Genomic DNA, 22,353 nt, shown 5'->3' on the forward strand with positions numbered 1-22,353 from the left:
TTCTAGCGCCCGTCCGCAGCGCTGGACTCCCCCAGCCCGCGGGCCGCCAGAGCCTCTCCGGTGACCTGAGCGAACCGGACGCCGCGGATCACGACCGGGGTGAGGAACAGCGCCGGGTTGTGGCGCCCGCCCCGTGCGCGAAGGGCGTCGCGAACGTCGCCGACGCAGCCGACGATGTACGGGATGCTGCGCAGCATGAGGCCGCACGCCAACGCGATGCGCTCCGGGTCGATGCCGATGCGACGAAGAGGCCCGAGGAAGGATGCGAGGGCGTCCAGCAGGACCGACCCCGGAGTCGTCGCCATGAGCAGCCGGCTGGCGTACAGCGCCACCACGATGTTGCCGACGACGACGATCGCGGCGTCCCACGCACCCACCACCCCCTGATAGGCACCGAGGAACGCCAGCATCGCCAGCATCCCCCACGGCAGGACCAGCACGCCGAATCCCACCCGCGCCACGGACAGGCACGCAGCCGCCGACACCAGGAAGACGAGTGTGACCGGCGCCCGTTGCACGAACAACGGAGGCACCGCGATCAGGAGGGTGACCAGATAGGTGACGCCGACGTTCATCCGGTGGAAGACCGACGTACCGGGGGTGTAGATCCCGAGGAAGTCCTGGCGCACGGCTCAGCCCATCGCGGCGCGGTAGTGGGCGACGGCCGGGCCAGGGCGGCCGTCGAAGGAGATCCGGCCACCGTCGATGACGAGAATCCGGTCGGCCGTGGCGGCGAACTCGAGGTCGTGCGTGGAGAAGACGACCTGCTGGTCGAGCGCGGCGAGCTCGCGGAGGAAGCGGTTGCGGTTGCGCAGGTCGAGCAGGGTCGTGGGCTCGTCCGCGACCACGATCGAGGGGTTCACCGCGAGCACCGCGGTGAGGGCGACGAGTTGCCGCTCACCACCCGACAGGGCGTACACGCTCTGTTCGGCGACCCCGTCGAGTCCGCGTTCGGCGAGCAGCGCCCTGGCGCGCCGCATCCGCTCCTGCCGCGGGCGGATCGACGCCCGCAGGCTCAGGGCGACGTCGTCGAGAGGGGTGGCCATGACGAGCTGGGCGAGCGGGTCGGTGAAGACGAACCCCACCTGGGCGCGGACGGCCCTTCCGTTCTGTGCGACGTCGAGCCCGTCGACGACGACGGTGCCCTCGGTCGGGACGATGAGACCGTTGAGAAGACGCAGCAGCGTCGACTTTCCCGATCCGTTGGCACCGATCACGGCGACGCGCCGCTCGTCGAGATCGGCCGTGATGCCCGCGAGGAGCGTCTTGGCCGGGTGGCCGGGGACGGGGACGGCGACGGTGACGTCGCGGAGGCGGATCACCTCAGGCGGCGGCCGGACCGGCGGCGGTCCGACGGCGCTCGCGAGAGCCGAGCAGGGCAGGGAACGCCTTGTGCACGCCCACCGCGACGCCGGCGGCGATGACCAGCTTCACGATGTCTCCCGGCCAGAAGACCAGGTCGGCGGCGAACGCCTTCGCGAATGTCCAGTTCGGCAGGGTGCTCCACCACGCGACGCCGATCGCGTGGGTGAGGACCGTGGCCAGCGCTCCGCCGACGAGGAACCACACGAACAGCAGGGACGACCCGCGGCGCGCGGCCCAGGCGGCCACCAGGCCCGCGACGAGGGCGGCCAGCGGGAACGACAGCAGATATCCGGCCGTCGGGCCGGCCAGGACCGACAGACCCGAGCGTCCCCCGGCGAAGACGGGAAGGTTCGCGAACCCCATGACCAGGTACAGCGAGGTGGCCAGGAGGCCACGCCATGGGCCGAGCACGAGCCCGGTGAGGATGACGCCGAGCGTCTGCAGCGTGAGCGGGACCGCACCGCCGATCGTGATCAGGGACGATGCGGAGATGAGTGCCGCGAACACGGCGATCAGCGCCACGTCCGTGGCGGCCGACGGCGTGCCGGTCTGGGCCATGCGAGGGCTCCTTCGAGTGGCGGGCGGCCGCCGGTGTCACCGCCGACGGCGTTGCGGCGCGATCTCTGCCGTCACTGGCCCTGTCCGGCGGGAACGAGGTCGAGCTCGTCCAGCGCCTGAGTGTAGTCGAGCCCCGGCTGCGCCCATGCGAGCTGGGCCACCGCCCACAGGCCGTCGAGCTGATCCTCGAGGTCGCCGCCGGGTTGGTCGAGCCGGATCTCGCTGCCGACGATCGTGGCTTCGGCCGCACCGCACGTCGCCCGGCCGCCCGCCAGGCTCGCCACCCGCGGCGGCGCCAGGAGGGCGCGCATGTCGGCGCCGATGTACGTCGGGCGTCCTTCGGGCCCGGCACCGAGCAGGTCCAGCTTGCCGTGGGCCCCGGTGAAGACGAAGAGCGAGTCCATCGCGACGTTGTTCGCGCCGATGATGTCGGTGTCGATCCGGTCGCCGACGAAGATCGGCCGGTCGGCGGACCACCGGCGGACCGCCTCGTCGAGCAGCGGCCGGTCGGGCTTCCCCGCCGTGACAGGCTCGACGGCGACCGAGGAGCGGACGGCGTCGATCTGGGGGCCCGCACCGGGGACGAGGCCCCGCTCGGTGGGCCGGTTCCTGTCGAGATTCGTCGCGAAATAGACCGCACCGGCATGGATCGCGTAACACGCCTCGTTGACCGAACTCCAGTCGAGGTTCGGGTCGTAGCCCTGGATGACGGCGGCAGGCTCGTCGGTGGCCGAGGCGACGACGGTCAGCCCCACGGCGCGGACCTCGTCGGCCAGCGCGGACGTCCCCACCACGAGGACCTTCGCGCCCGGCTGCAGATGCTGAGCGAGCAGGTGCGCGCCGGCCTGGGAACTGGTGAGCACCTCGTCGACGCTGGCCGGGATGCCGAGGCTGGTGAGGTGATCGCTCACGGTCGTGGCGGCACGAGCGGCGTTGTTGGTGATGAAACCGACGCGCTTGCCGCGCTCGTGCAGTCCCGCGATGCCTTCGGCGGACCCCCCGATGGCATGGGGACCCAGGTAGATCACCCCGTCCAGGTCGAACATCGCCGTGTCGTACGCATCGATCAGCTCTGCCATCTTCGCTCCGTTCCTCGTCGAGCCGTGCCCGTCCGACATTACCGAGCGCGACGGCGGCGCAGGCGCGTGCCCAAGGGAGTGCGCAGATGCGTGCCGTCGGTCGTCAGTGCGCGGAATCGGTGCGTTCGTCCTCCTCGAGCGGCAGAAGGCCCTGTTCGGCGGGGCCGGTCGCCTCCCCGTGGCCGGCCGGCCCGGTCTCCGATGAGGGGTCGTCCGGCGTCGAGCTCACCGGCTGCCCCTCGACCCGCGGGTCTCCGGGTGGCGCCTCGGGCGACGGGGCCAGCGGCTGCTCCTGTTCGGCGGCATCGCCCGCCTCGTCGTCGTCGCCGCCGGCGTCCGGAGAGTTCAGCGACTCGCCCTCGAGCAGGTCCAGGTCGACCGCGAGGACGAGGCCGCAGAGGCGTTCCACGCGTTCGGCGGCGTCGGTCTCACCCGTCGTGTCGAGGCGTGCCGCGCGGGAGAACCACTCCAGCGCTGCCGGCTCGTCCCCGGTCTGCTCGTGCAGATCGGCATACGCGTAGGCGAGGCGCGCCCGCAGCGGCGCGGCCAGGTGAGGCCGATCCAGTTCGGTCGCGAGGATCCGCTGCGCCTCGGCCGTCTGCCCGAGATCCACGCGGGCACCCGCCTGCACGAGCTTCAGTTCGATGTACAGCTCCGGAGCGGGCGTCGCGCCCAATCCCTCGCTCACGAGGGTGAGCGCCGCCTGCGGGCGGCCAAGCCCTCGCTCGCAGTCGGCCGCCAGCGCCAGGAAGTCGTTCGATCCCGTCATGCGACGGACGGCACGGAACTCGTTCAACGCCGCACCGTACTCCCCGGCGGCATAGGCGGTCTCTCCTGCGACCTGTCGCACCACCGGCAGCCGCGCCGCCCTCCGGCGCGCGGCCTCGGCATGCGCGTGGGCGAGGACAGGATCGGAGTCGACCAGCATCCCGGCCATCAGGAGATGGCTGCCGACGACCTCGGCCATGCGTTCGGAAAGCCCGCGCAACTCCGCCCGGATCGGCGCGGGAAGCTGGCGCAGATTGAGATCGTCCGGGTAGGAGGGCTCGTCGGCGCGCGGACGCAGACCGGGACGGACCTCCTCGCCGACGAATCGCCGTGACTCCTGGCGCGCGGCATCCCTGGTCCGGTCGTCTCCGCCGCGGTGATCGCGCGGCCCTCGGCCACGCCCGTCGTCGTTCGTCCCGCCGCCGCGATCGCCCGGCCTCGGGCGGCGCTCGGCCGGCCTCCGGTCGCCGCCACGTCCGTCCTGGACGTCACGCTCCGGCCGTGGCCCCGCGCCTCGCCGCGTCGTGTCCCGACCGCCACGATCCCGAGCGTCGCCGTCCCGAGCGTCCCTCTGCCGGGTGCCGCGACCCGCGTTCGGCCCGCGGGCGTCCCTCGGCGCGCCGCTCTCGCCCGACCACGCACGCCCCGAGTTCCTCGCGCCCCGGGGATCGGTCGCCGCCGGGCGGCTCCGCCCTCGTCCCTGCGACCCCGTGCGCTCACCCGACCGGCCCCCGTCGCGACGACGCCCGTCCGTCTCGGACGACGGGCGGGTCCTCTCCCGCCCTTCCGACCAGGGCCGGGGCCCCGCCGACCGACCGTCGCCGCGCCGGGCACCCGCCCGGGTCCCGGATCCGCCCGGACCGCCGTTCCACGCACCATCGCCGCGCCGACGCCCGTCGGAGCCCGCAGGCCGTCGCCGGGCTCCGTCCCCGCCGGCGTCCCAACGCCGCGCGCGCCCCGAGCCGGAATCCGCCGACCCCGACGGGCGCTCGCCCGCCGCTCGCTGTTCCGGCCGCGATCGGCCGGTCGCACCGCCTCGTCCCGCTGATCCGCCACGGCTGCCGCTTCTCGCGCTTCGCCCCTGGGACCAGTCGCCACGCCGCTCCGTGCGCTCCTGCGAGCCGCCCTCAGCGCCGGCACGTTCCTTTCGTCCCGCTGATCCGCCACGGCCGCCGCTTCTCGCGCCTCGCCCCTGGGACCAGTCGCCACGCCGCTCCGTGCGCTCCTGCGAGCCGCCCTCAGCGCCGGCACGTTCCTTCCTCGACCCGCTCTGCGGGCCTCGCCCGGTACGCGGCTTCGATCCGCGCGGCTCCGGCCTCCCGCTCCGGCCTCGTCCTGCTCCTCGCGCCCCACCGGGGTTCGACGAGCGACGACGTCCGTCGCCATCGGGCCGGCGCGCGTCCTCGCGCCTCCCGTCCTCGGATCCGCTCACCATCGTCCTCCTGCGGCCATCGCCTCGCGTACGACCTGCCAGCCTACGCGCTCCGGAAAAGAAAAACACCTCCGTGGGTTTCCCCACGGAGGTGTTGAATGTCCGGCAATGTCCTACTCTCCCACACAGTCCCCCGTGCAGTACCATCGGCGCTGAGAGGCTTAGCTTCCGGGTTCGGAATGGAGCCGGGCGTTTCCCTCTCGCCATGATCACCGTAACTCTGTGGAGTTGTGGCGACTCACCCATTCCTGGGGAGCTCCGACCGTTCCTCCAGAACTACACAGTGGACGCGAAACAAGTGTTGTGTGTAAACAAGCCCTCGGCCTATTAGTATCGGTCAGCTCCATGCATTACTGCACTTCCACGTCCGACCTATCAACCCGGTGGTCTACCGGGGGCCTTACCAGATTAACTCTGTGGGAGTCCTCATCTTGAAGCATGCTTCCCGCTTAGATGCTTTCAGCGGTTATCACTCCCCAACGTAGCCAACCAGCCGTGCTCTTGGCAGAACAACTGGCACACCAGAGGTTGGTCCGTCCCGGTCCTCTCGTACTAAGGACAGCCCTTCTCAAGACTCCTACGCGCGCAGCGGATAGGGACCGAACTGTCTCACGACGTTCTAAACCCAGCTCGCGTGCCGCTTTAATGGGCGAACAGCCCAACCCTTGGGACCGACTCCAGCCCCAGGATGCGACGAGCCGACATCGAGGTGCCAAACCATGCCGTCGCTATGGACGCTCGGGCAAGATCAGCCTGTTATCCCCGGGGTACCTTTTATCCGTTGAGTGACGGCGCTTCCACGTGCCACCGTCAGATCACTAATCCCGACTTTCGTCCCTGCTCGAGATGTCTCTCTCACAGTCAAGCTCCCTTGTGCATTTACACTCGACACCTGATTGCCAACCAGGCTGAGGGAACCTTTGGGCGCCTCCGTTACCTTTTGGGAGGCGACCGCCCCAGTCAAACTACCCATCAGGCACTGTCCCTGATCCGGATAACGGATCTAGGTTAGATAACTAGTACAGCCAGAGTGGTATTTCAACGTTGACTCCACACGAACTGGCGTCCATGCTTCAAAGTCTCCCACCTATCCTACACAAGCTGCACCAATCACCAATACCAAACTATAGTAAAGGTCCCGGGGTCTTTCCGTCCTGCTGCGCGTAACGAGCATCTTTACTCGTAGTGCAATTTCGCCGAGTTCGTGGTGGAGACAGCGCCCAAATCGTTACTCCATTCGTGCAGGTCGGAACTTACCCGACAAGGAATTTCGCTACCTTAGGATGGTTATAGTTACCACCGCCGTTTACTGGGGCTTAAGTTCAGTGCTTCGCTTGCGCTAACACGTCCCCTTAACCTTCCAGCACCGGGCAGGAGTCAGTCCGTATACATCGTCTTGCAACTTGGCACGGACCTGTGTTTTTAGTAAACAGTCGCTTGGGCCTGGTCTCTGCGACCCTCAATGCTCAGGGAGCAAGTCCCGTCACACATCAGGTCCCCCTTCTCCCGAAGTTACGGGGGTATTTTGCCGAGTTCCTTCACCACGATTCTCTCGATCGCCTTGGTATTCTCTACCTATCCACCTGAGTCGGTTTAGGGTACGGGCGGCGCACAACTCGCTCACGAAGATTTTCTAGGCAGCATAGGATCACCGCAATACGCCAGCCGGAGCTGGCCACTCATCATGTCTCAGGCGCATGGGGTGCGGATTTGCCAACACCCCGCCCTACACATTTAAACAAGGACTACCATCGCCTTGCGCGGTTACCTTCCTGCGTCCCTCCGCAGCTTGCCTAATACAAGATTGGGTCACAGACTCAGTGGGCTCGGACCGAAGTCCTCCTCCACCTCGCGTGCTTAGCATCACTCGCCTCGGCAGGATCGTTGTTTTGCCGGTACGGGAATATCAACCCGTTGTCCATCGACTACGCCTGTCGGCCTCGCCTTAGGTCCCGACTTACCCAGGGCAGATTATCTTGACCCTGGAACCCTTGGATATTCGGCGGACGGGTTTCTCACCCGTCTGTTGCTACTCATGCCTGCATTCTCACTCGTGTGAACTCCACGGTCGGGTCACCCCACCGCTTCGCAGCGCACACGACGCTCCCCTACCCATCCACAATAATGTGAATGCCACAGCTTCGGCGGATTGCTTGAGCCCCGCTATATTGTCGGCGCAGAATCACTTGACCAGTGAGCTATTACGCACTCTTTCAAGGGTGGCTGCTTCCAAGCCAACCTCCTGGTTGTCTCTGCAACTCCACATCCTTTTCCACTTAGCAATCTCTTAGGGGCCTTAGCTGGTGATCTGGGCTGTTTCCCTTTCGACTATGAAGCTTATCCCCCACAGTCTCACTGCCGTACTCTAACTTGCCGGCATTCGGAGTTTGGCTGATTTCAGTAAGCTTGTAGGCCCCCTAGACCATCCAGTGCTCTACCTCCGGCAAGAAACGTACGACGCTGCACCTATATGCATTTCGGGGAGAACCAGCTATCACGGAGTTTGATTGGCCTTTCACCCCTACCCACAGCTCATCCCCCAGGTTTGCAACCCTGGTGGGTTCGGGCCTCCACGACGTCTTACCGTCGCTTCACCCTGGCCATGGGTAGATCACTCCGCTTCGGGTCTAGAGCACGCGACTAATCGCCCTATTCGGACTTGCTTTCGCTACGGCTTCCCCACACGGGTTAACCTCGCCACGTACCACTAACTCGCAGGCTCATTCTTCAAAAGGCACGCCGTCACCCCCGCCCACGAGGGGCGTTAAAGGCTCCGACGGATTGTAGGCAATCGGTTTCAGGTACTATTTCACTCCCCTCCCGGGGTACTTTTCACCTTTCCCTCACGGTACTTGTCCGCTATCGGTCATCAAGGAGTATTTAGGCTTAACGGGTGGTCCCGCCAGATTCACACGGAATTTCAGGGGTTCCGTGTTACTTGGGGTGACGCTCGAGAGGGTATGGTTTACGTCTACAGGGGTGTTACCTTCTGTGCCGGACCTTTCCTGAGTCCTTCGACTTCACCAAACCTTTGTAACTCTCTGACCGATCGACAGCTCGGTCTGAGCGGCCCCACAACACCGCACATGCAACGCCTGTCAGCTATCACACACGTACGGTTTGGCCTCTTCCGCGTTCGCTCGCCACTACTTACGGAATCACTTTTGTTTTCTTTTCCTATGGGTACTGAGATGTTTCACTTCCCCACGTTCCCTCCAACTGCCCTATGTGTTCAGGCAGAGGTCGCCAGACATGACTCTGGTTTCTTTCGAGGTTTCCCTATTCGGAGATCCCCGGATCGAAGCTCGTTTACCAGCTCCCCGGGGCTTATCGCAGGTTACAACGTCCTTCATCGGCTCTTGATGCCTAGGCATCCACCGATTGCCCTTAGTAGCTTGTTGTTCACTACTAGATGCTCGCGTCCACTGTGTAGTTCTCAAGTAACGGGCGGAACCGGTCACGTCACTCCAACGGAGATCAGTCGGCCGGCCGCAGAAGGGATTGCAGCTTGCGCCACCGACCCTTCAGGACCCAACAGCGTGCTCAGGTATCGGACTCACTCACACGATTTCCACTCCCTGACGGGTTGTACTGACGCGTGACCGTGCCCTCCACTTAATAGTCAATGTTCCACTTCGGTGCCTACAGCCCCTGAGACATTCGCCCAGGATGACTGTGCTGGACAGGTTGATTAGGCCTGCCATGGGCTCCTTAGAAAGGAGGTGATCCAGCCGCACCTTCCGGTACGGCTACCTTGTTACGACTTAGTCCTAATTACCGGTCCCACCTTCGACAGCTCCCTCCACAAGGGTTAGGCCACCGGCTTCGGGTGTTACCGACTTTCATGACTTGACGGGCGGTGTGTACAAGGCCCGGGAACGTATTCACCGCAGCAATGCTGATCTGCGATTACTAGCGACTCCGACTTCATGGGGTCGAGTTGCAGACCCCAATCCGAACTGAGACTGGCTTTCTGGGATTCGCTCCATCTTGCGATATTGCAGCCCTTTGTACCAGCCATTGTAGCATGCGTGAAGCCCTGGACATAAGGGGCATGATGACTTGACGTCATCCCCACCTTCCTCCGAGTTGACCCCGGCAGTCTTCTATGAGTCCCCGGCCGAACCGCTGGCAACATAGAACGAGGGTTGCGCTCGTTGCGGGACTTAACCCAACATCTCACGACACGAGCTGACGACAGCCATGCACCACCTGTATACCGACCTTGCGGGGCACCTGTCTCCAGATGTTTCCGGCATATGTCAAACCCAGGTAAGGTTCTTCGCGTTGCATCGAATTAATCCGCATGCTCCGCCGCTTGTGCGGGCCCCCGTCAATTCCTTTGAGTTTTAGCCTTGCGGCCGTACTCCCCAGGCGGGGCACTTAATGCGTTAGCTACGGCACGGAGAACGTGGAATGTCCCCCACACCTAGTGCCCACCGTTTACGGCGTGGACTACCAGGGTATCTAAGCCTGTTTGCTCCCCACGCTTTCGCTCCTCAGCGTCAGGAAAGGTCCAGAGAACCGCCTTCGCCACCGGTGTTCCTCCTGATATCTGCGCATTCCACCGCTCCACCAGGAATTCCGTTCTCCCCTACCTTCCTCTAGTCTGCCCGTATCGAAAGCAGGCTCAGGGTTAAGCCCTGAGTTTTCACTTCCGACGCAACAGACCGCCTACGAGCTCTTTACGCCCAATAATTCCGGACAACGCTCGCACCCTACGTATCACCGCGGCTGCTGGCACGTAGTTAGCCGGTGCTTCTTCTGCAGGTACCGTCAGAAACCCTTCGTCCCTGCTGAAAGCGGTTTACAACCCGAAGGCCGTCATCCCGCACGCGGCGTTGCTGCATCAGGCTTGCGCCCATTGTGCAATATTCCCCACTGCTGCCTCCCGTAGGAGTCTGGGCCGTATCTCAGTCCCAGTGTGGCCGGTCGCCCTCTCAGGCCGGCTACCCGTCGCTGCCTTGGTAGGCCATTACCCCACCAACAAGCTGATAGGCCGCGAGCCCATCCTTGACCGTCGGAGCTTTCCACCTCACTGGATGCCCAGCGAGGTCATATCCGGTATTAGCAGCTGTTTCCAACTGTTATCCCAGAGTCAAGGGTAGGTTGCTCACGTGTTACTCACCCGTTCGCCACTGATCAGAAGAGCAAGCTCTCCGTCACCGTTCGACTTGCATGTGTTAAGCACGCCGCCAGCGTTCGTCCTGAGCCAGGATCAAACTCTCCGTTGAAAAATTTCGGTGTGGCTTTTATGCCGTTACCGTCAACTTCAGTTTGACACTGACACAATCCATTGCTGGATTGATCAATAATCAAAGGAATCCGTTCTCGTGTCTGCCGAATCGCTACGCTCATCGCACATTCCCGAGGACGGGGTTTTTATTATTGTGCATTGACTTTAAGCACGCTGTTGAGTTCTCAAGTTTCGGGTGCGCACCGCGCCTTTGGATCTCTCCGCCAGCTTGGGGCAACTCGCCTTACTTTAGTGACCCTCCGAGGCCTTGTCAACTTGGCCTCTTTCAGGTTACTTTCCTGCAAATCGTCGCTTTCCGATCGGCTCAATCGCCGCCCGGGGCAACCCGACTTACTCTAGCCACCTTCGGAGCCGAAGTCAACTCGCTCTTCGGATCCATCCCCTCCCCCTCTTCTGCCGAGCAGGTGGAGCCCCGTTCTGGGCACACACCTGTTCACTGCGGTTGAGTGAGTGTGGGATGGCCTCCCGATCCGGCCGCCGAGCTGTCAGGCTCTTCGTCCGTGCCACCGAGGAGGCTTGAAGAACATTACCCAGTCGGCGGGCACGCGTCAAATCGCGTCGCTCGCCGGGCATAACACCTAGTCACGCGCGATTTCGACGGCGCCGACGGTCTTCCGGCCGCGACGGACGACGGCGTAGCGGCCGTACAGCAGGTCGCCGGCGCCCACGCGCGCGTCGACGGACGACACCCGCTGGTTCTTCACGTAGGCCCCGCCCTCCTCGATCGCACGCCTCGCCGCCGATCGCGTCGCGACGACCCCCGCGGCCTCCAGGACCTCCACGACGGTCGGGTTCTCCTCGCCGACATGCAGGACGCGTCCGCCGAGCTCGGCGAACACGGCGCGCACCGTCGGCTCCGTGAGCGCATCCAACTCGGATCGCCCGAACAAGGCCGCCGCGGCGGCGACCGCCGCCTTTCTCTCGGTCGGTGAGTGCACGAGATCGGTCACATCGTCTGCGAGCGCCCGCTGGGCGGCGCGCAGATGCGGCTTCTCCCGCGTCAGCGCCTCCAGCTCCGCGATCTCCTCGGGCGGTCGCTCCGTGAAGATTCGCACGTACTCGATCACCTTCTCGTCCTCGGCGTTCAAGAAGAACTGATGGAACGCGTACGGACTGGTCATCTCGGGATCGAGCCAGACGGTGCCAGCCTCCGTCTTGCCGAATTTGGTCCCGTCGGCCTTCGTGACCAACGGTGTCGCCAGCGCGTGGACCCGTGCCTGATCCGATCTGCGGATCAGCTCCACCCCGGCCGTCAGGTTGCCCCACTGATCGGAGCCACCGGTCTGCAGGGTGCAGCCGTACTGCCTGTGCAACTCACGGAAGTCGAGGGACTGCAGCAACACGTAGCTGAACTCCGAGTAGGAGATCCCCGACTCCAGCCGCGACCGCACGACCTCACGGTCGAGCATCCGGTTGACCGAGAAGTGCTTGCCGACGTCCCGCAGGAAGTCCAGCGTCGACAGCGTCGACGTCCAGTCGTAGTTGTTCACCATGCGGGCCGCCGCCGACCCGTCGAAGTCGACGAATCTCGTCAACTGCGTATGGATCCGCGCCGCCCACTCGCCGACGACGTCCCGCGGATTCATCACCCGCTCCCCGGCCGCCTTCGGATCGCCGATCAGGCCCGTGGACCCGCCGACGAGGAGCAACGGCCGGTGACCCCCGCGCTGGAGTGCCCTGACGACCATGATCTGCACGAGGTTGCCCATGTGGATGCTCGGCGCGGTCGGATCGAACCCCACATAGAACGTGATCGGCCCCGCGTCCATCTCGGCCTTCAACGCCGCGAGGTCGGTGGAATGGGCGATCAGCCCCCTGCTGCTCAGTTCGTCGATAACCGGGTTCACGCGTCGCACCCTACCGGCTGCCCGGGGAGGACCGCCTCAGGATTCCCCGTGCGGAAGTGCCTCCGCCCAGATGCGCGCCGCCTCCACAGCCTCACGCACCGCCACAAGCTGCTCGGCGACCCGTGCGGGCGCCGTCCCGCCGACGGCGTCGCGCGACGAGATCGACCCCTCCACGGTGAGCACCTCCAGGACGCCGGGCGTGAGACGTTCGTCGATCGCCGCCAACTGCTCCGGCACGAGATCCGCCAGTTCGATCCCCTCGGCCTCGCACAGCCGGACCGCGGCGCCGGCGATGTCGTGCGCCTGCGCGAACGGCACCCGTCGCCGGACGAGCCAATCGGCGAGGTCCGTCGCGAGCGAGAAGCCACGCGGCGCCAGCTCGGCCATCCGAGCGGTCCGGAACCTCAGGGTCCGGACCATGCCGGCGACCGCCGGAAGAACCATCCCGAGCTGGTCGATCCCGTCGAACAGAGGCTCCTTGTCCTCCTGGAGATCCCGGTTGTACGCCAGCGGCAGGCCTTTCAGCGTCGCGAGCAGCCCGGCCAGGTTGCCGATCAAACGGCCCGCCTTGCCCCTCGCCAGTTCGGCGACGTCCGGGTTCTTCTTCTGCGGCATGATGGACGACCCCGTCGACCACGCGTCGTCCAGCTCGGCGAAGCCGAACTCGTGGGTGACCCACAGGATCACGTCCTCCGAGAGGCGCGAGAGATCGACCGCGATCTGAGCGAGGACATAGGCAGCCTCCGCCACGAGATCGCGGGCGGCCGTGCCGTCGATCGAGTTCGCCACGGCGCCGCGGAACCCCAGACGGTGCGCGACGAACCCCGGATCCAGACCGAGAGAGGTCCCCGCGAGCGCGGCCGACCCGTAGGGAGACAGACTCAGCCGCGCATCCAGATCGCGGAATCGCTCCAGGTCGCGGACCAGCGGCCAGGCGTGGGCCAGCAGCGCGTGGGACAGGAGCACCGGCTGGGCATGCTGCAGGTGGGTGCGGCCCGGCATGGGGACGCCCAGGTTCGTCTCCGCCTGCCCCGCAAGCGCCTCGATCACGCCCGCGACGAGTTCGCCCAGATGCCGCAGCTCGAATCGGAGGTACCGCCGGATCAGCGTCGCGATCTGGTCGTTGCGGGACCGTCCCGCCCGCAGCCGGCCACCGAGCTCGGGGCCGACCTCGGCCACGAGCCCGCGTTCCAGAGCGCCGTGGACATCCTCGTCGGCCTCCGAGGGGCGGAATCTCCCCTCCGCCACCGCGACGTCGAGCCGGTTCAGCCCGGCGAGCATCTCCCGGCATTCGTCGTCGGTGAGCAGCCCCGCCCTCAGCAGCGCCTCCGCGTGCGCTTTCGACCCCGCGATGTCGTGATGTGCCAGCCGCCAGTCGAAGTGCGTCGACCGGGACAGATCGGCCATGGCCGCCGCCGGGTCGGTCCCGAACCGGCCGCCCCAGAGGCGGCCTTCGTGGCTGTCAGTCATCGGTGCTGTCTCCCGTGTCGGTGTAGGACATGAACTCGTCGGCGAACGCCGCCCCCGCGTCGGTCCCGCGGTGGATCACCAGGACCGTATCGTCTCCGGCGATCGTCCCCGCGATGGTCCGGCTCGGGGTGTGGTCGAGGCCCGAGGCCAGCAGTTGCGCGGCACCCGGCGCGGTCTTGATGACGGTGAAGTTGCCGAACCCCTCCACCGCCACCACCAGTTCGGCCGCGAGGCGCGCGAGGCGTCGGCGCTGGCTGCTGGCGAGGCGCTCCTCGGACGGCACCGTGTAACTCATGCCGTCGTCGTCGCGCACCCGCCTGGCGCCGAGCTCGGTCAGATCCTTCGACAGGGTCGGCTGTGTCACCTGGATGCCGATGTCGGCCAGACGAGCCACCAGTTCCGTCTGCGTCCGGATGCGCTCGGTACGGATCAGCTCGGCTATCCGCGCCTGCCGGGAGACCTTCGTCATCGGCCCCGGCTCCTCGGGCTCATGACGCCTCCAGAAGAGCCGGCAGCGCGCCGAGGAACGCATCCGCCTGGGCGGCCGTGAGGATGAGCGGCGGGGCCAGGCGGATCACGTCCGGCCGCGGGGCGTTGACGATGAACCCGGCATCGAGCGCGGCGGCAGCGACCGCCTTGGCGGTGTCGCGGGTGAGGACGATGGCGCGCAGCAGGCCCTCTCCGCGCACACCGGCGACGGCCGGATGCCCGAGTCCTTCGACCCCGCGCGCGAGCCGATCGCCGATGGCGACGGCGTTGTCCAGCAGGTGCTCGCGCTCGATGGTGTCCAGGACGGCCAGCGCGGCCGCGGTCGCGACCGGGTTCCCCCCGAACGTGCTGCCGTGCGAACCGGGCCCGAGGGCGTCGGCCTGGTCCCCGACGGCGACGCAGGCTCCGATCGGGATGCCGCCGGCGAGGCCCTTCGCGAGCGTCACGACGTCGGGCAGAATGCCGGCGGACTGGTGGGCGAGCCAGCGGCCGGTGCGGCCGATGCCGGTCTGCACCTCGTCGATCCACAGCAGCGCACCCACGCGCGTCGCCGCCGCGCGCACCGCGGCGAGGAAGCCCTCGGGTGCCGGGACGACGCCCGCCTCCCCCTGGATCGCCTCGACCACGACGGCCGCCACGGTCTCGTCGAGCGCCGCCTCGACCGCCGCCGTGTCGCCGTACGGCAGGAACGTCACGTCGCCGGGCAGCGGCGCGAACGGCTCGCGATACGCGGGGTTCGCGGTGAGCGCGAGCGCACCCATCGTGCGTCCGTGGAAGCTGCCCTCGAACGCGATCACCCGGGTGCGCCCCGTCGTCCGGGTGAGCTTGAAGGCCGCCTCGTTGGCCTCGGTGCCGGAGTTCGTGAAGAACACCCGCGCCGGCGTCCCCGGAGACGTCGCCGTCACGAGCGCGGACAGACGCTCGGCAAGCGCGATCTGCGGCTCCGACGCGAAGAAATTCGACACGTGCCCGAGGGTGCTCAACTGCGTGGTCACCGCCTCGATCAGGGCCGGGTGACCGTGCCCGAGGACGTTCACCGCGATCCCGCCGAGCAGATCCAGATACTCCTTGCCCGCGGCATCCCAGACGCGCGCGCCCTCACCGCGCACCAGCACCGCCTGCGGAGGACCGAAGGTGTTCATCACCGCCTGCGCGTACCGCTCGACGGCCGTCGCGCCCGCCACCTGTGTCATTGCTCGCCTTTCTGTTTCACGACCATCGTCCCGATGCCCTCGTCGGTGAAGACCTCCAGCAACAACGAGTGCGGCTGACGCCCGTCGATCACGGTCGCGCGCGGCACGCCGCCCTCGACGGCGCGCAGGCACGCCTCCATCTTCGGGACCATGCCCGATTCCAGCTCCGGCAGCAGATCCTCCAGTTCGGCCGTGGTCAGCTCGCTGATGACCTCGTCGCTGTTCGGCCAGTCCGCGTAGAGGCCCTCGACGTCGGTGAGGACGACGAGCCGCTCGGCACCGAGCGCGATCGCCAGCGCGGCGGCCGCGGTGTCGGCGTTCACGTTCCGCACGGCGCCCTCGTCGTCGGGTGCGACCGTCGCGACGACCGGGATGCGCCCGGCATCCATGAGGTCGAGGACCGAGTCGGGATTCACCTCGACGACATCGCCGACAAGGCCGAGGTCGACCTCCTCGCCTTCCACGACGACGCCCAGCTTCTCCGACCGGAACAGGCCCGCGTCCTCGCCGGACAGGCCGACCGCCAGCGGCCCGTGCGCGTTCAACAGGCCCACGAGCTCCCTGCCGACCTTGCCGACGAGAACCATGCGGACGACGTCCATCGCCTCGGGCGTCGTGACCCGCAGCCCCCCGCGGAACTCCGAGGAGATGCCGAGCTTGCCGAGCATCTGCGAGATCTGCGGACCTCCGCCGTGCACCACGACCGGCCGCAGTCCGCACCGGCGCAGGAACACGACATCATCGGCGAAAGCGCGCTTCAAGTCGTCGTTCAGCATCGCGTTGCCGCCGTACTTGATGACGATCGTCGACCCCGCGTACCGCTCCAGCCACGGCAGCGCCTCGATGAGGACGGCGGCCTTCGCCTGGGTGGTGGCGAGGGCTCCGGCGACGGTGTGCAGTTCTGGGCTCACGACGAGTACTCCGCGTTCTCCTTGACGTAGCCGTACGTCAGGTCGTTGGTGAGGACGGTGGCAGCGGCCGGACCGGCGTGCAGATCGATCTCGAGGACGACGTCCCGCCCCGTGAGATCGACGAGGCCGCGATCCTCGCCGATCCCGCCCTGGCGGAACACGGTCACGCCGTTGAACGTGACGTCCACCCGCTCGGGCTCGAAGGCGGCCGCGGTCGTCCCGATCGCGGACAGCACACGGCCCCAGTTGGGATCGGCTCCGAAGATCGCGCACTTGAACAGGTTGCTGCGCGCCACCGAACGCGCCACCTCCAGCGCGTCGGCCTCCGACAGGGCGCCGGTCACGACGACCTGGATGTCGTGCGCGGCACCCTCGGCGTCGGCGATGAGCTGGCGCGCGAGGGAGCCGCAGCATTCGGTGAGAGCATTCGTGAGATCCTCTTCCGACGGCACGATGCCGCTCGCCCCGTTGGCAAGGACGACGACCGTGTCATTGGTCGACATGCAGCCGTCGGAGTCCGTCCGGTCGAAGGTGAGCGATGCGGCCTTGCGCAGCGCCCGGTCGAGCACGGCGGCGGAAACCTCGGCGTCGGTGGTCACCACCACCAGCATGGTCGCCAGCGCGGGGGCCAGCATCCCCGCACCCTTGGCCATGCCGCCCACCACCCATTCACCTGGACCGGCGACGGCCTGCTTGGCGACGGTGTCCGTCGTCATGATCGCCTCGGCCGCATCGGTTCCGCCCTCGGCCGACAGTGCACCGGCGGCGAGCGCGACTCCGTTGCGGACGGCGTCCATCGGCAGCCGGACGCCGATCAGGCCGGTCGAGCAGACCGCCACGTCGCCGGGCGGGACGCCCAGCGCGGCACCGACCCACTCGGCCGTCTGCACGCTGTCGGCGTACCCGTCCGCCCCCGTGCAGGCATTCGCACCTCCCGAGTTCAGCGCCACGGCGCGCAACGCACCGTCGCCGACCGCGTGTCGCGACCACTGAACGGGCGCGGCGGGAAACCGGTTCGATGTGAACACGGCCGCCGCGGCCACACCCGGTCCGTCGTTGACGACCAGCGCGAAGTCGCGCGTGGCCTTGATGCCCGCGGACACGCCCGCGGCCCGGAAGCCCTTGGCTGCTGTGACGCTCACGGTGCGACTCCGATCATCGGCAGGCCCGTGGACTCGGGAAGTCCCAGAGCGAGGTTCATGGACTGGATCGCGCCGCCCGCCGTGCCCTTCGTGAGGTTGTCGAGCGCGCTCACCACGACGAGCCGGCCGGCGTCGACGTCCACCGTCGCCTGGACGTGGACAGAGTTGGACCCGAGGATCGCCTGCGTCTGCGGCCATTCGCCCTCGGGCAGGACGTGGACGAACGGTTCCTCCGCGTAGGCGGCGGCGTAGTGGGCGTGCACCGCAGACGGGTCGAGCGCGCCCGCCAGCGGCGCCGTGCAGGTCGCGAGGATGCCGCGCGACATGGGCACCAGGACCGGGGTGAAGGACACGCTCGGCCGGGTCGCCCCGAGGCGCCGGAAGTTCTGCAGCAGCTCCGGGACGTGCCGGTGGACCCCGCCGACGCCGTAGGCGCTCGCCGATCCCATCAGCTCTGCGCCCAGCAGGTTGACCCGCAGCGAGCGTCCGGCGCCCGACGGTCCGCTGGCCGCGACGACGACGACGTCCTCGCCGGTGACGAGTCCGCCGGTCAGGGCCGGCAGAAGCGCGAGCGTGACGGCCGTCGGATAGCAGCCCGGGACGGCCACCCGACGCGTGTCCGCGAGCACCTCGCGCTGGCCGGGCAGCTCGGGAAGCCCGTACGGCCAGGTCCCCGCATGCGGCGACCCGTAGTACTTCCGCCATTCCTCGGCCGAGGCGAGGCGGAAGTCGGCGCCCGCGTCGATCACAAGGGTGTCGGGCGGCAGCCCGGCGGCGACCTCGGCGGACGCGCCGTGCGGCAACGCGAGGAAGACCACGTCGTGGCCGGAGAGGACCTCGGGCGTCGTGTCGGCGACGATCCGGTCGGCGAGTGGAGTGAGGTGCGGGTGGTGTCGCCCGAGGGGCGTCCCGGCGCTGGTCTTGGCCGTCAGCGCCCCGATCTCGATCTCGGGATGCCCCGCGAGCAGGCGCAGGAGCTCTCCCCCGGCATAGCCGGTGCAGCCGGCGACAGCGATGGTGTACGTCACGGAGAATATTATGCACCTTGACGAATAGTATCGCCACCGAGTTTCGCGCAGCGGGATCCTCGGGACGCCGCGCTCGGGATCAGGCGGATCGGCGATCCGGCATGCGGCGTCCACGACCGCGCCCTCGGCGCAGCCCTGCCGCCGACAGCGCCGTCACACGATCGCGTCCATCCGCGACCGCGCCGGTTCGCTTCGCACCGTTCCGGGCGCCCGAAGCCCTGTCGCCGGCCACCGACCCGGATCGCCCCGAGCCCGACGTCACGCGTCGCGGCTGCGGCTCCCCACGGCGTGCCGCCGCCGGCGGCGCGTCCGACGGTTCCACCTTCGCGGCAGGCGCGCCGGTGAGTTCGCGTACCGTCGCGTCACCGGCGGAGACGTCCACCGCAGGGGCGGTGATCCTGGCCGCCCGCGCGAGCGCCTGGAAATCCCGCCGCTGTTCGGGCAGGACGAGCGTGACGACGTCCCCCTCGTGTCCGGCACGCGCGGTGCGCCCCGAGCGATGCAGATAGGCCTTGTGCTCGGCGGGCGGGTCGACATGCACGACCAGCTCGATGCCGTCGACGTGAATGCCACGCGCGGCGATGTCGGTCGCGACCATGACCCGGACCTCCCCCTCGGCGAAGGCCCGCAGGCCCCGCTCGCGGGCGTTCTGAGAGAGGTTGCCGTGCAACTCGACCGCCGGAACACCGTCGGCGGTCAACTCACGGGCGAGCTTGCGCGCCTGGTGCTTGGTGCGCGTGAACAGCAGTCGGCGTTCCGCACCGGAGGCGAGCGCGCGGACGACCCGGCGCTTCTCACCGGCGTCGCCGACCAGCAGGACATGGTGCGTCATGGCCGCCACAGGAGACTGTTCCGAGTCGACGCTGTGCACCAGTGGACGGCTCAGGAAGCGCTTGGCGAGCTTGTCGATGCCGTTGTCCAGCGTGGCGGAGAACAGCAGCCGCTGACCACCGGCCGGCGTGGCCGCGAGGATGCGCGTGACGCCCGGAAGGAAGCCCAGGTCGGCCATGTGGTCGGCCTCGTCGAGCACCGTCACGACGACAGCGTCCAGGTGGGCGTGCCCCTGACCCATCAGGTCCTCGAGTCGTCCGGGCGTGGCCACGACGATGTCGGTCCCGCGCTGGAGCCGCTGCACCTGGCGCTGCTGGCCGACGCCGCCGAAGATGGTCATCACCGTCAGCCCGGCGGCCGCGGCCAGCGGCTCCACGACGGCCTGGATCTGGCCGGCGAGTTCGCGCGTCGGCGCCAGGATCAGGCCCCGGGGGCGACCCGGCCGGGTGCGTTGCGGCACCGCGCTTCCGGACGGCACGAGCCGGGCAAGGCGAGCGACGAGGGGCAGGGCGAACGCGAGGGTCTTGCCGGAGCCCGTGCGGCCCCGGCCGAGCACGTCGCGGCCGGCCAGCGTGTCGGGCAAGGTGGCGGTCTGGATGGGGAAGGGGGTTTCGATTCCCTGGCGGGTCAGGGTCGAGACCAGCGGGGACGGGACGCCCAGCGCGGCGAAGCCGGCCTTCTCGGAACGAGACCGGGCGTGATCGGGATGAGACAAGAAGATTGCTGCTTTCGGAGTAGGTTCACCACGGTCCATTTCCGTTCGCTGCTCGATGGAGACCCACCTGCGCGGCACGGAATGTGATGCGATGCCGGGCTGCGACGACCGCGCCCTAGAAGCCAGTATCGCACAGTGTCCACGGCCGACCCGGCCGGTCCTCGCCAGACACGACGCAGACAACGAGGGATCGATCATCCTCGAATGCTTCGAGCCCGGAAACCCGACCAGCATCGCCTTCCGGCTCCGCGTCACACGCCTACGCCAAGGAGCCCGCAATGCCTGACCCGTCGAACACCCCGCAGGACCGGGAACCCGTGGATCTCGCCGAGTTGCGGCGGATCGCCGAGGCGCGGGCGGCCGCGTCCGACGGCTGGGAACTCGGCGACGGCTGGGCGTACGAACTCGGCCCGTACCCCGATCAGGGACCGCTGCGGTCCGCGTTCGCCGGCCTGCAGTTCAAGGACCAGGCAGCGCGTGCTGCGGATCGGGAGCGTGCCCAGCTCAATCTGGCATACGCCCGGGCGTCAACGGCGGTCATCGCGCCGAAGGTCCGCACCATGGCTCTCTTCGCCGCGGACCTGCGCTTTGGAATGGGGGTCAGGCGCTATGGCGTCGCAGGTACTCGTCGAGCGCATCCCGGACAACGTCCGACTGCCGGAGTCTCTGGGTCGGGGTGGCCGGCCCATGCGAACGCGACGGCGAATCTGCGAGCACGGGTACACCCGGGAGAGGGTAATCGAACGGGTGTGCGAGAGAAGGGGCACGCAGTGGCATGCCAGGAGCCAGGATGTGGGAACCATTGTGGGAACCAGAGCTTGGCGACGGGATGCGATACGCCCGCGAGGCTTGGGATTCCCCCTGCCTACGCGGGCGTCTACGCCTACCGACCTGCTCCCCGGCCTGGACTCGAACCAGGAACCCTCTGATTAACAGTCAGATGCTCTGCCGATTGAGCTACCGAGGATCGCTGAACGCGAATGGAAACGTTAGCAGACCTGATGGCGGTCACGACAATCGAGAACGCACGGCCGTGACGTCACACGTCGTACTCGGTCGCGAGCCGGATGAGCTCGCGCTCGACCTCCTCCAGGGCCGTCGGGGTCAGCCTGCCGCCCGAGGCCACCGACCAGCCCCAGGTGATCGTCGTCTCGGCACCCAGCGTCCGCCGCGCGGTGATGGTCACCTGTCGCGTCGCCCCGGCCGGCTGGAGCGCACGCCGGAACAGGATCGTGGCTTCGACACGCTCGCGGAAGACGCCCGGCAGAGAGCCCGCGTCGGTGAGGTGAAGCCGCTGCTCCGTCCCGTCCAGCTTCGTCCAGTGGAGTTCGTTGTCGTCGGGGTTCCAGCCGCCGTGCTGGATCTCGTGCCAGGCGACCTGGTCCCAGTCGCCGGGGGAGGTCCAGACCAGCCGATCGTCCAGCGCCACCGCGTAACCGATCCCCGTGCTCGCCCAGGCGAGGACGTTCGGCTTCCCGCCGATCAGCGGCCCGAGCGAGGTGTAGACCTCCGGCGGGAGTCCCCCGCGCCGAAACATGCCCATACCGCCATTGTGCCCGGCATCTTGCGTCCGGTGTGGAGGATGCCGAGCATGGAGGCATGTCCGACACATCGCAGACCTCTCCCCAACTCGGGATCGGCGACATCCTGGCCGCCGACCTGACCGACTGGCGCCTGCTCGCCCAGGATCTGCACGCGCGGTTCCGCACCGGCGCGTTCGCGACAGGGCTCGACTTCGTGACCGCAGTCGGTGGCGCGGCCGAGACGGCGGGCCACCATCCCGGCATCCGGCTGGAGTACGGCTGGGTCGACCTGACGCTGCGCACTCACGAGGTCGGCGGCGTCACACGGCGCGATGTCGACCTCGCCCTGCGCATCAGCGCGATCGCCCGGGCGATGGGCCTGCCCTCGGAACCCGGCGCCCTCGCCGAGGTCGAGCTGGCCCTCGACACCGCGATGGTCCCCGAGCAGGGACCGTTCTGGGCGTCGCTGCTCACGGGCTCCACCGCCAACGCCGCCGGTGACGACGTCGTCGACCCCGCACGGCGCGTCCCGCTGCTGTGGTTCCAGCACACCGACAGCGACCGGCCGGACCGGCAGCGGTTCCACCTCGACGTCTGGGTCCCCCACGATGTCGCCCAGCGGCGCATCGACGCTGCGCTCGCCGCCGGAGGGACCCTCGTCACCGACGAATACGCACCGTCTTTCGTCGTGCTGGCCGATCCCGAGGGCAACCGCGTCTGCGTCTGCACCTGCCTCGAACGCTGA

The 22,353-nt window shown here is 67.7% G+C and carries 16 protein-coding genes, 1 tRNA gene and 3 rRNA genes; 2 read left to right on the top strand and 18 right to left on the bottom strand.

Going from position 1 to position 22,353, the window contains the following annotated elements; all coding sequences use genetic code 11:
• Positions 1 to 2: 2 nt before the first annotated feature.
• The 5 genes from G555_RS0114130 to G555_RS20205 form a co-directional block, all read right to left on the bottom strand.
• The gene (locus G555_RS0114130; protein WP_028709366.1) at positions 3 to 629 is read right to left on the bottom strand and encodes an energy-coupling factor transporter transmembrane component T family protein; all 627 of its coding nucleotides are present in this window, start codon (positions 627 to 629) and stop codon (positions 3 to 5) included.
• Between the two features lie 3 nt (positions 630 to 632).
• Positions 633 to 1,322, bottom strand: a complete 690-nt coding sequence (locus G555_RS0114135; RefSeq protein ID WP_028709367.1) for an energy-coupling factor ABC transporter ATP-binding protein — start codon at positions 1,320 to 1,322, stop codon at positions 633 to 635.
• Position 1,323: 1 nt separating this feature from the next.
• A complete protein-coding gene (locus tag G555_RS0114140; RefSeq protein WP_028709368.1) occupies positions 1,324 to 1,923 on the bottom strand; it encodes a biotin transporter BioY in 600 nt (199 codons plus the stop codon).
• 71 nt (positions 1,924 to 1,994) lie between these two features.
• On the bottom strand, positions 1,995 to 3,002 hold the full coding sequence (locus tag G555_RS0114145) for an HAD-IIA family hydrolase (RefSeq protein WP_028709369.1): 1,008 nt from the start codon (positions 3,000 to 3,002) through the stop codon (positions 1,995 to 1,997).
• 103 nt (positions 3,003 to 3,105) lie between these two features.
• Positions 3,106 to 3,939, bottom strand: a complete 834-nt coding sequence (locus G555_RS20205) for a tetratricopeptide repeat protein (RefSeq protein WP_211223270.1) — start codon at positions 3,937 to 3,939, stop codon at positions 3,106 to 3,108.
• 6 nt (positions 3,940 to 3,945) lie between these two features.
• Here G555_RS20205 and G555_RS22405 point away from each other — a divergent pair, with 6 nt between their 5' ends.
• Positions 3,946 to 4,104: a hypothetical protein gene (locus tag G555_RS22405; protein ID WP_156887578.1), complete on the top strand. Its 159-nt coding sequence runs from the start codon at positions 3,946 to 3,948 to the stop codon at positions 4,102 to 4,104.
• A gap of 1,198 nt (positions 4,105 to 5,302) precedes the next feature.
• On the opposite strand, the gene rrf is transcribed toward G555_RS22405, so the two are convergent.
• From rrf to G555_RS0114220, 13 genes are all read right to left on the bottom strand, one after another.
• Positions 5,303 to 5,419 (bottom strand): 5S ribosomal RNA (gene rrf, locus G555_RS0114160).
• Positions 5,420 to 5,509: 90 nt separating this feature from the next.
• A 23S ribosomal RNA gene (locus G555_RS0114165) occupies positions 5,510 to 8,603 on the bottom strand.
• A gap of 314 nt (positions 8,604 to 8,917) precedes the next feature.
• Positions 8,918 to 10,436 (bottom strand): 16S ribosomal RNA (locus tag G555_RS0114170).
• The 16S, 23S and 5S rRNA genes sit together here, the layout of an rRNA operon.
• A 601-nt stretch (positions 10,437 to 11,037) precedes the next feature.
• Positions 11,038 to 12,306, bottom strand: coding sequence for a tyrosine--tRNA ligase (gene tyrS, locus G555_RS0114175; protein ID WP_028709370.1), 1,269 nt, complete (start codon positions 12,304 to 12,306; stop codon positions 11,038 to 11,040).
• Between the two features lie 36 nt (positions 12,307 to 12,342).
• Complete coding sequence (argH, locus tag G555_RS0114180; RefSeq protein ID WP_028709371.1) at positions 12,343 to 13,776, bottom strand: argininosuccinate lyase; 1,434 nt, start codon at positions 13,774 to 13,776, stop codon at positions 12,343 to 12,345.
• Positions 13,769 to 14,245: an arginine repressor gene (gene argR, locus G555_RS20210; RefSeq protein WP_036923158.1), complete on the bottom strand. Its 477-nt coding sequence runs from the start codon at positions 14,243 to 14,245 to the stop codon at positions 13,769 to 13,771. The genes argH and argR overlap by 8 nt, the downstream gene beginning before the upstream one ends.
• A gap of 19 nt (positions 14,246 to 14,264) precedes the next feature.
• Entirely contained in the window at positions 14,265 to 15,458 is a 1,194-nt protein-coding gene (locus G555_RS0114190) for an acetylornithine transaminase (protein ID WP_028709372.1), read from the bottom strand.
• Positions 15,455 to 16,369 carry an acetylglutamate kinase gene (argB, locus tag G555_RS0114195; protein WP_028709373.1) on the bottom strand — a complete coding sequence of 305 codons (915 nt, stop codon included), beginning with the start codon at positions 16,367 to 16,369 and terminating at the stop codon, positions 15,455 to 15,457. The genes G555_RS0114190 and argB overlap by 4 nt, the downstream gene beginning before the upstream one ends.
• Entirely contained in the window at positions 16,366 to 17,511 is a 1,146-nt protein-coding gene (gene argJ, locus G555_RS0114200) for a bifunctional glutamate N-acetyltransferase/amino-acid acetyltransferase ArgJ (RefSeq protein ID WP_028709374.1), read from the bottom strand. The genes argB and argJ overlap by 4 nt, the downstream gene beginning before the upstream one ends.
• A complete protein-coding gene (gene argC, locus G555_RS0114205) occupies positions 17,508 to 18,539 on the bottom strand; it encodes an N-acetyl-gamma-glutamyl-phosphate reductase (protein ID WP_028709375.1) in 1,032 nt (343 codons plus the stop codon). Before argC ends, argJ begins: the two co-directional genes overlap by 4 nt.
• Before the next feature lie 79 nt (positions 18,540 to 18,618).
• On the bottom strand, positions 18,619 to 20,085 hold the full coding sequence (locus G555_RS20215; protein ID WP_051209287.1) for a DEAD/DEAH box helicase: 1,467 nt from the start codon (positions 20,083 to 20,085) through the stop codon (positions 18,619 to 18,621).
• Positions 20,086 to 20,979: 894 nt separating this feature from the next.
• A tRNA-Asn gene (locus G555_RS0114215) sits at positions 20,980 to 21,052 on the bottom strand.
• A 72-nt stretch (positions 21,053 to 21,124) separates the two neighbouring features.
• A complete protein-coding gene (locus G555_RS0114220; protein ID WP_028709376.1) occupies positions 21,125 to 21,628 on the bottom strand; it encodes a hypothetical protein in 504 nt (167 codons plus the stop codon).
• Between the two features lie 56 nt (positions 21,629 to 21,684).
• On the opposite strand from G555_RS0114220, the gene G555_RS0114225 reads away from it, so the two are divergent.
• On the top strand, positions 21,685 to 22,353 hold the full coding sequence (locus G555_RS0114225; protein ID WP_036923160.1) for a 4a-hydroxytetrahydrobiopterin dehydratase: 669 nt from the start codon (positions 21,685 to 21,687) through the stop codon (positions 22,351 to 22,353).

Origin of the sequence: Propionicicella superfundia DSM 22317, assembly GCF_000423465.1 — a bacterium.
Lineage (GTDB): Bacteria > Actinomycetota > Actinomycetes > Propionibacteriales > Propionibacteriaceae > Propionicicella > Propionicicella superfundia.

Bases quoted from the DNA above. Each gene is read 5' to 3' on its own strand.
- G555_RS0114220 (WP_028709376.1), bottom strand. From the start codon at position 21,628: ATGGGCATGTTTCGGCGCGGGGGACTCCCGCCGGAGGTCTACACCTCG.
- G555_RS0114145 (WP_028709369.1), bottom strand. From the start codon at position 3,002: ATGGCAGAGCTGATCGATGCGTACGACACGGCGATGTTCGACCTGGAC.
- argH (WP_028709371.1), bottom strand. From the start codon at position 13,776: ATGACTGACAGCCACGAAGGCCGCCTCTGGGGCGGCCGGTTCGGGACC.
- G555_RS0114190 (WP_028709372.1), bottom strand. From the start codon at position 15,458: ATGACACAGGTGGCGGGCGCGACGGCCGTCGAGCGGTACGCGCAGGCG.
- argR (WP_036923158.1), bottom strand. From the start codon at position 14,245: ATGACGAAGGTCTCCCGGCAGGCGCGGATAGCCGAGCTGATCCGTACC.
- G555_RS0114140 (WP_028709368.1), bottom strand. From the start codon at position 1,923: ATGGCCCAGACCGGCACGCCGTCGGCCGCCACGGACGTGGCGCTGATC.
- G555_RS0114225 (WP_036923160.1), top strand. From the start codon at position 21,685: ATGTCCGACACATCGCAGACCTCTCCCCAACTCGGGATCGGCGACATC.
- G555_RS20205 (WP_211223270.1), bottom strand. From the start codon at position 3,939: ATGGCCGGGATGCTGGTCGACTCCGATCCTGTCCTCGCCCACGCGCAT.
- G555_RS22405 (WP_156887578.1), top strand. From the start codon at position 3,946: ATGGCTGCCGACGACCTCGGCCATGCGTTCGGAAAGCCCGCGCAACTC.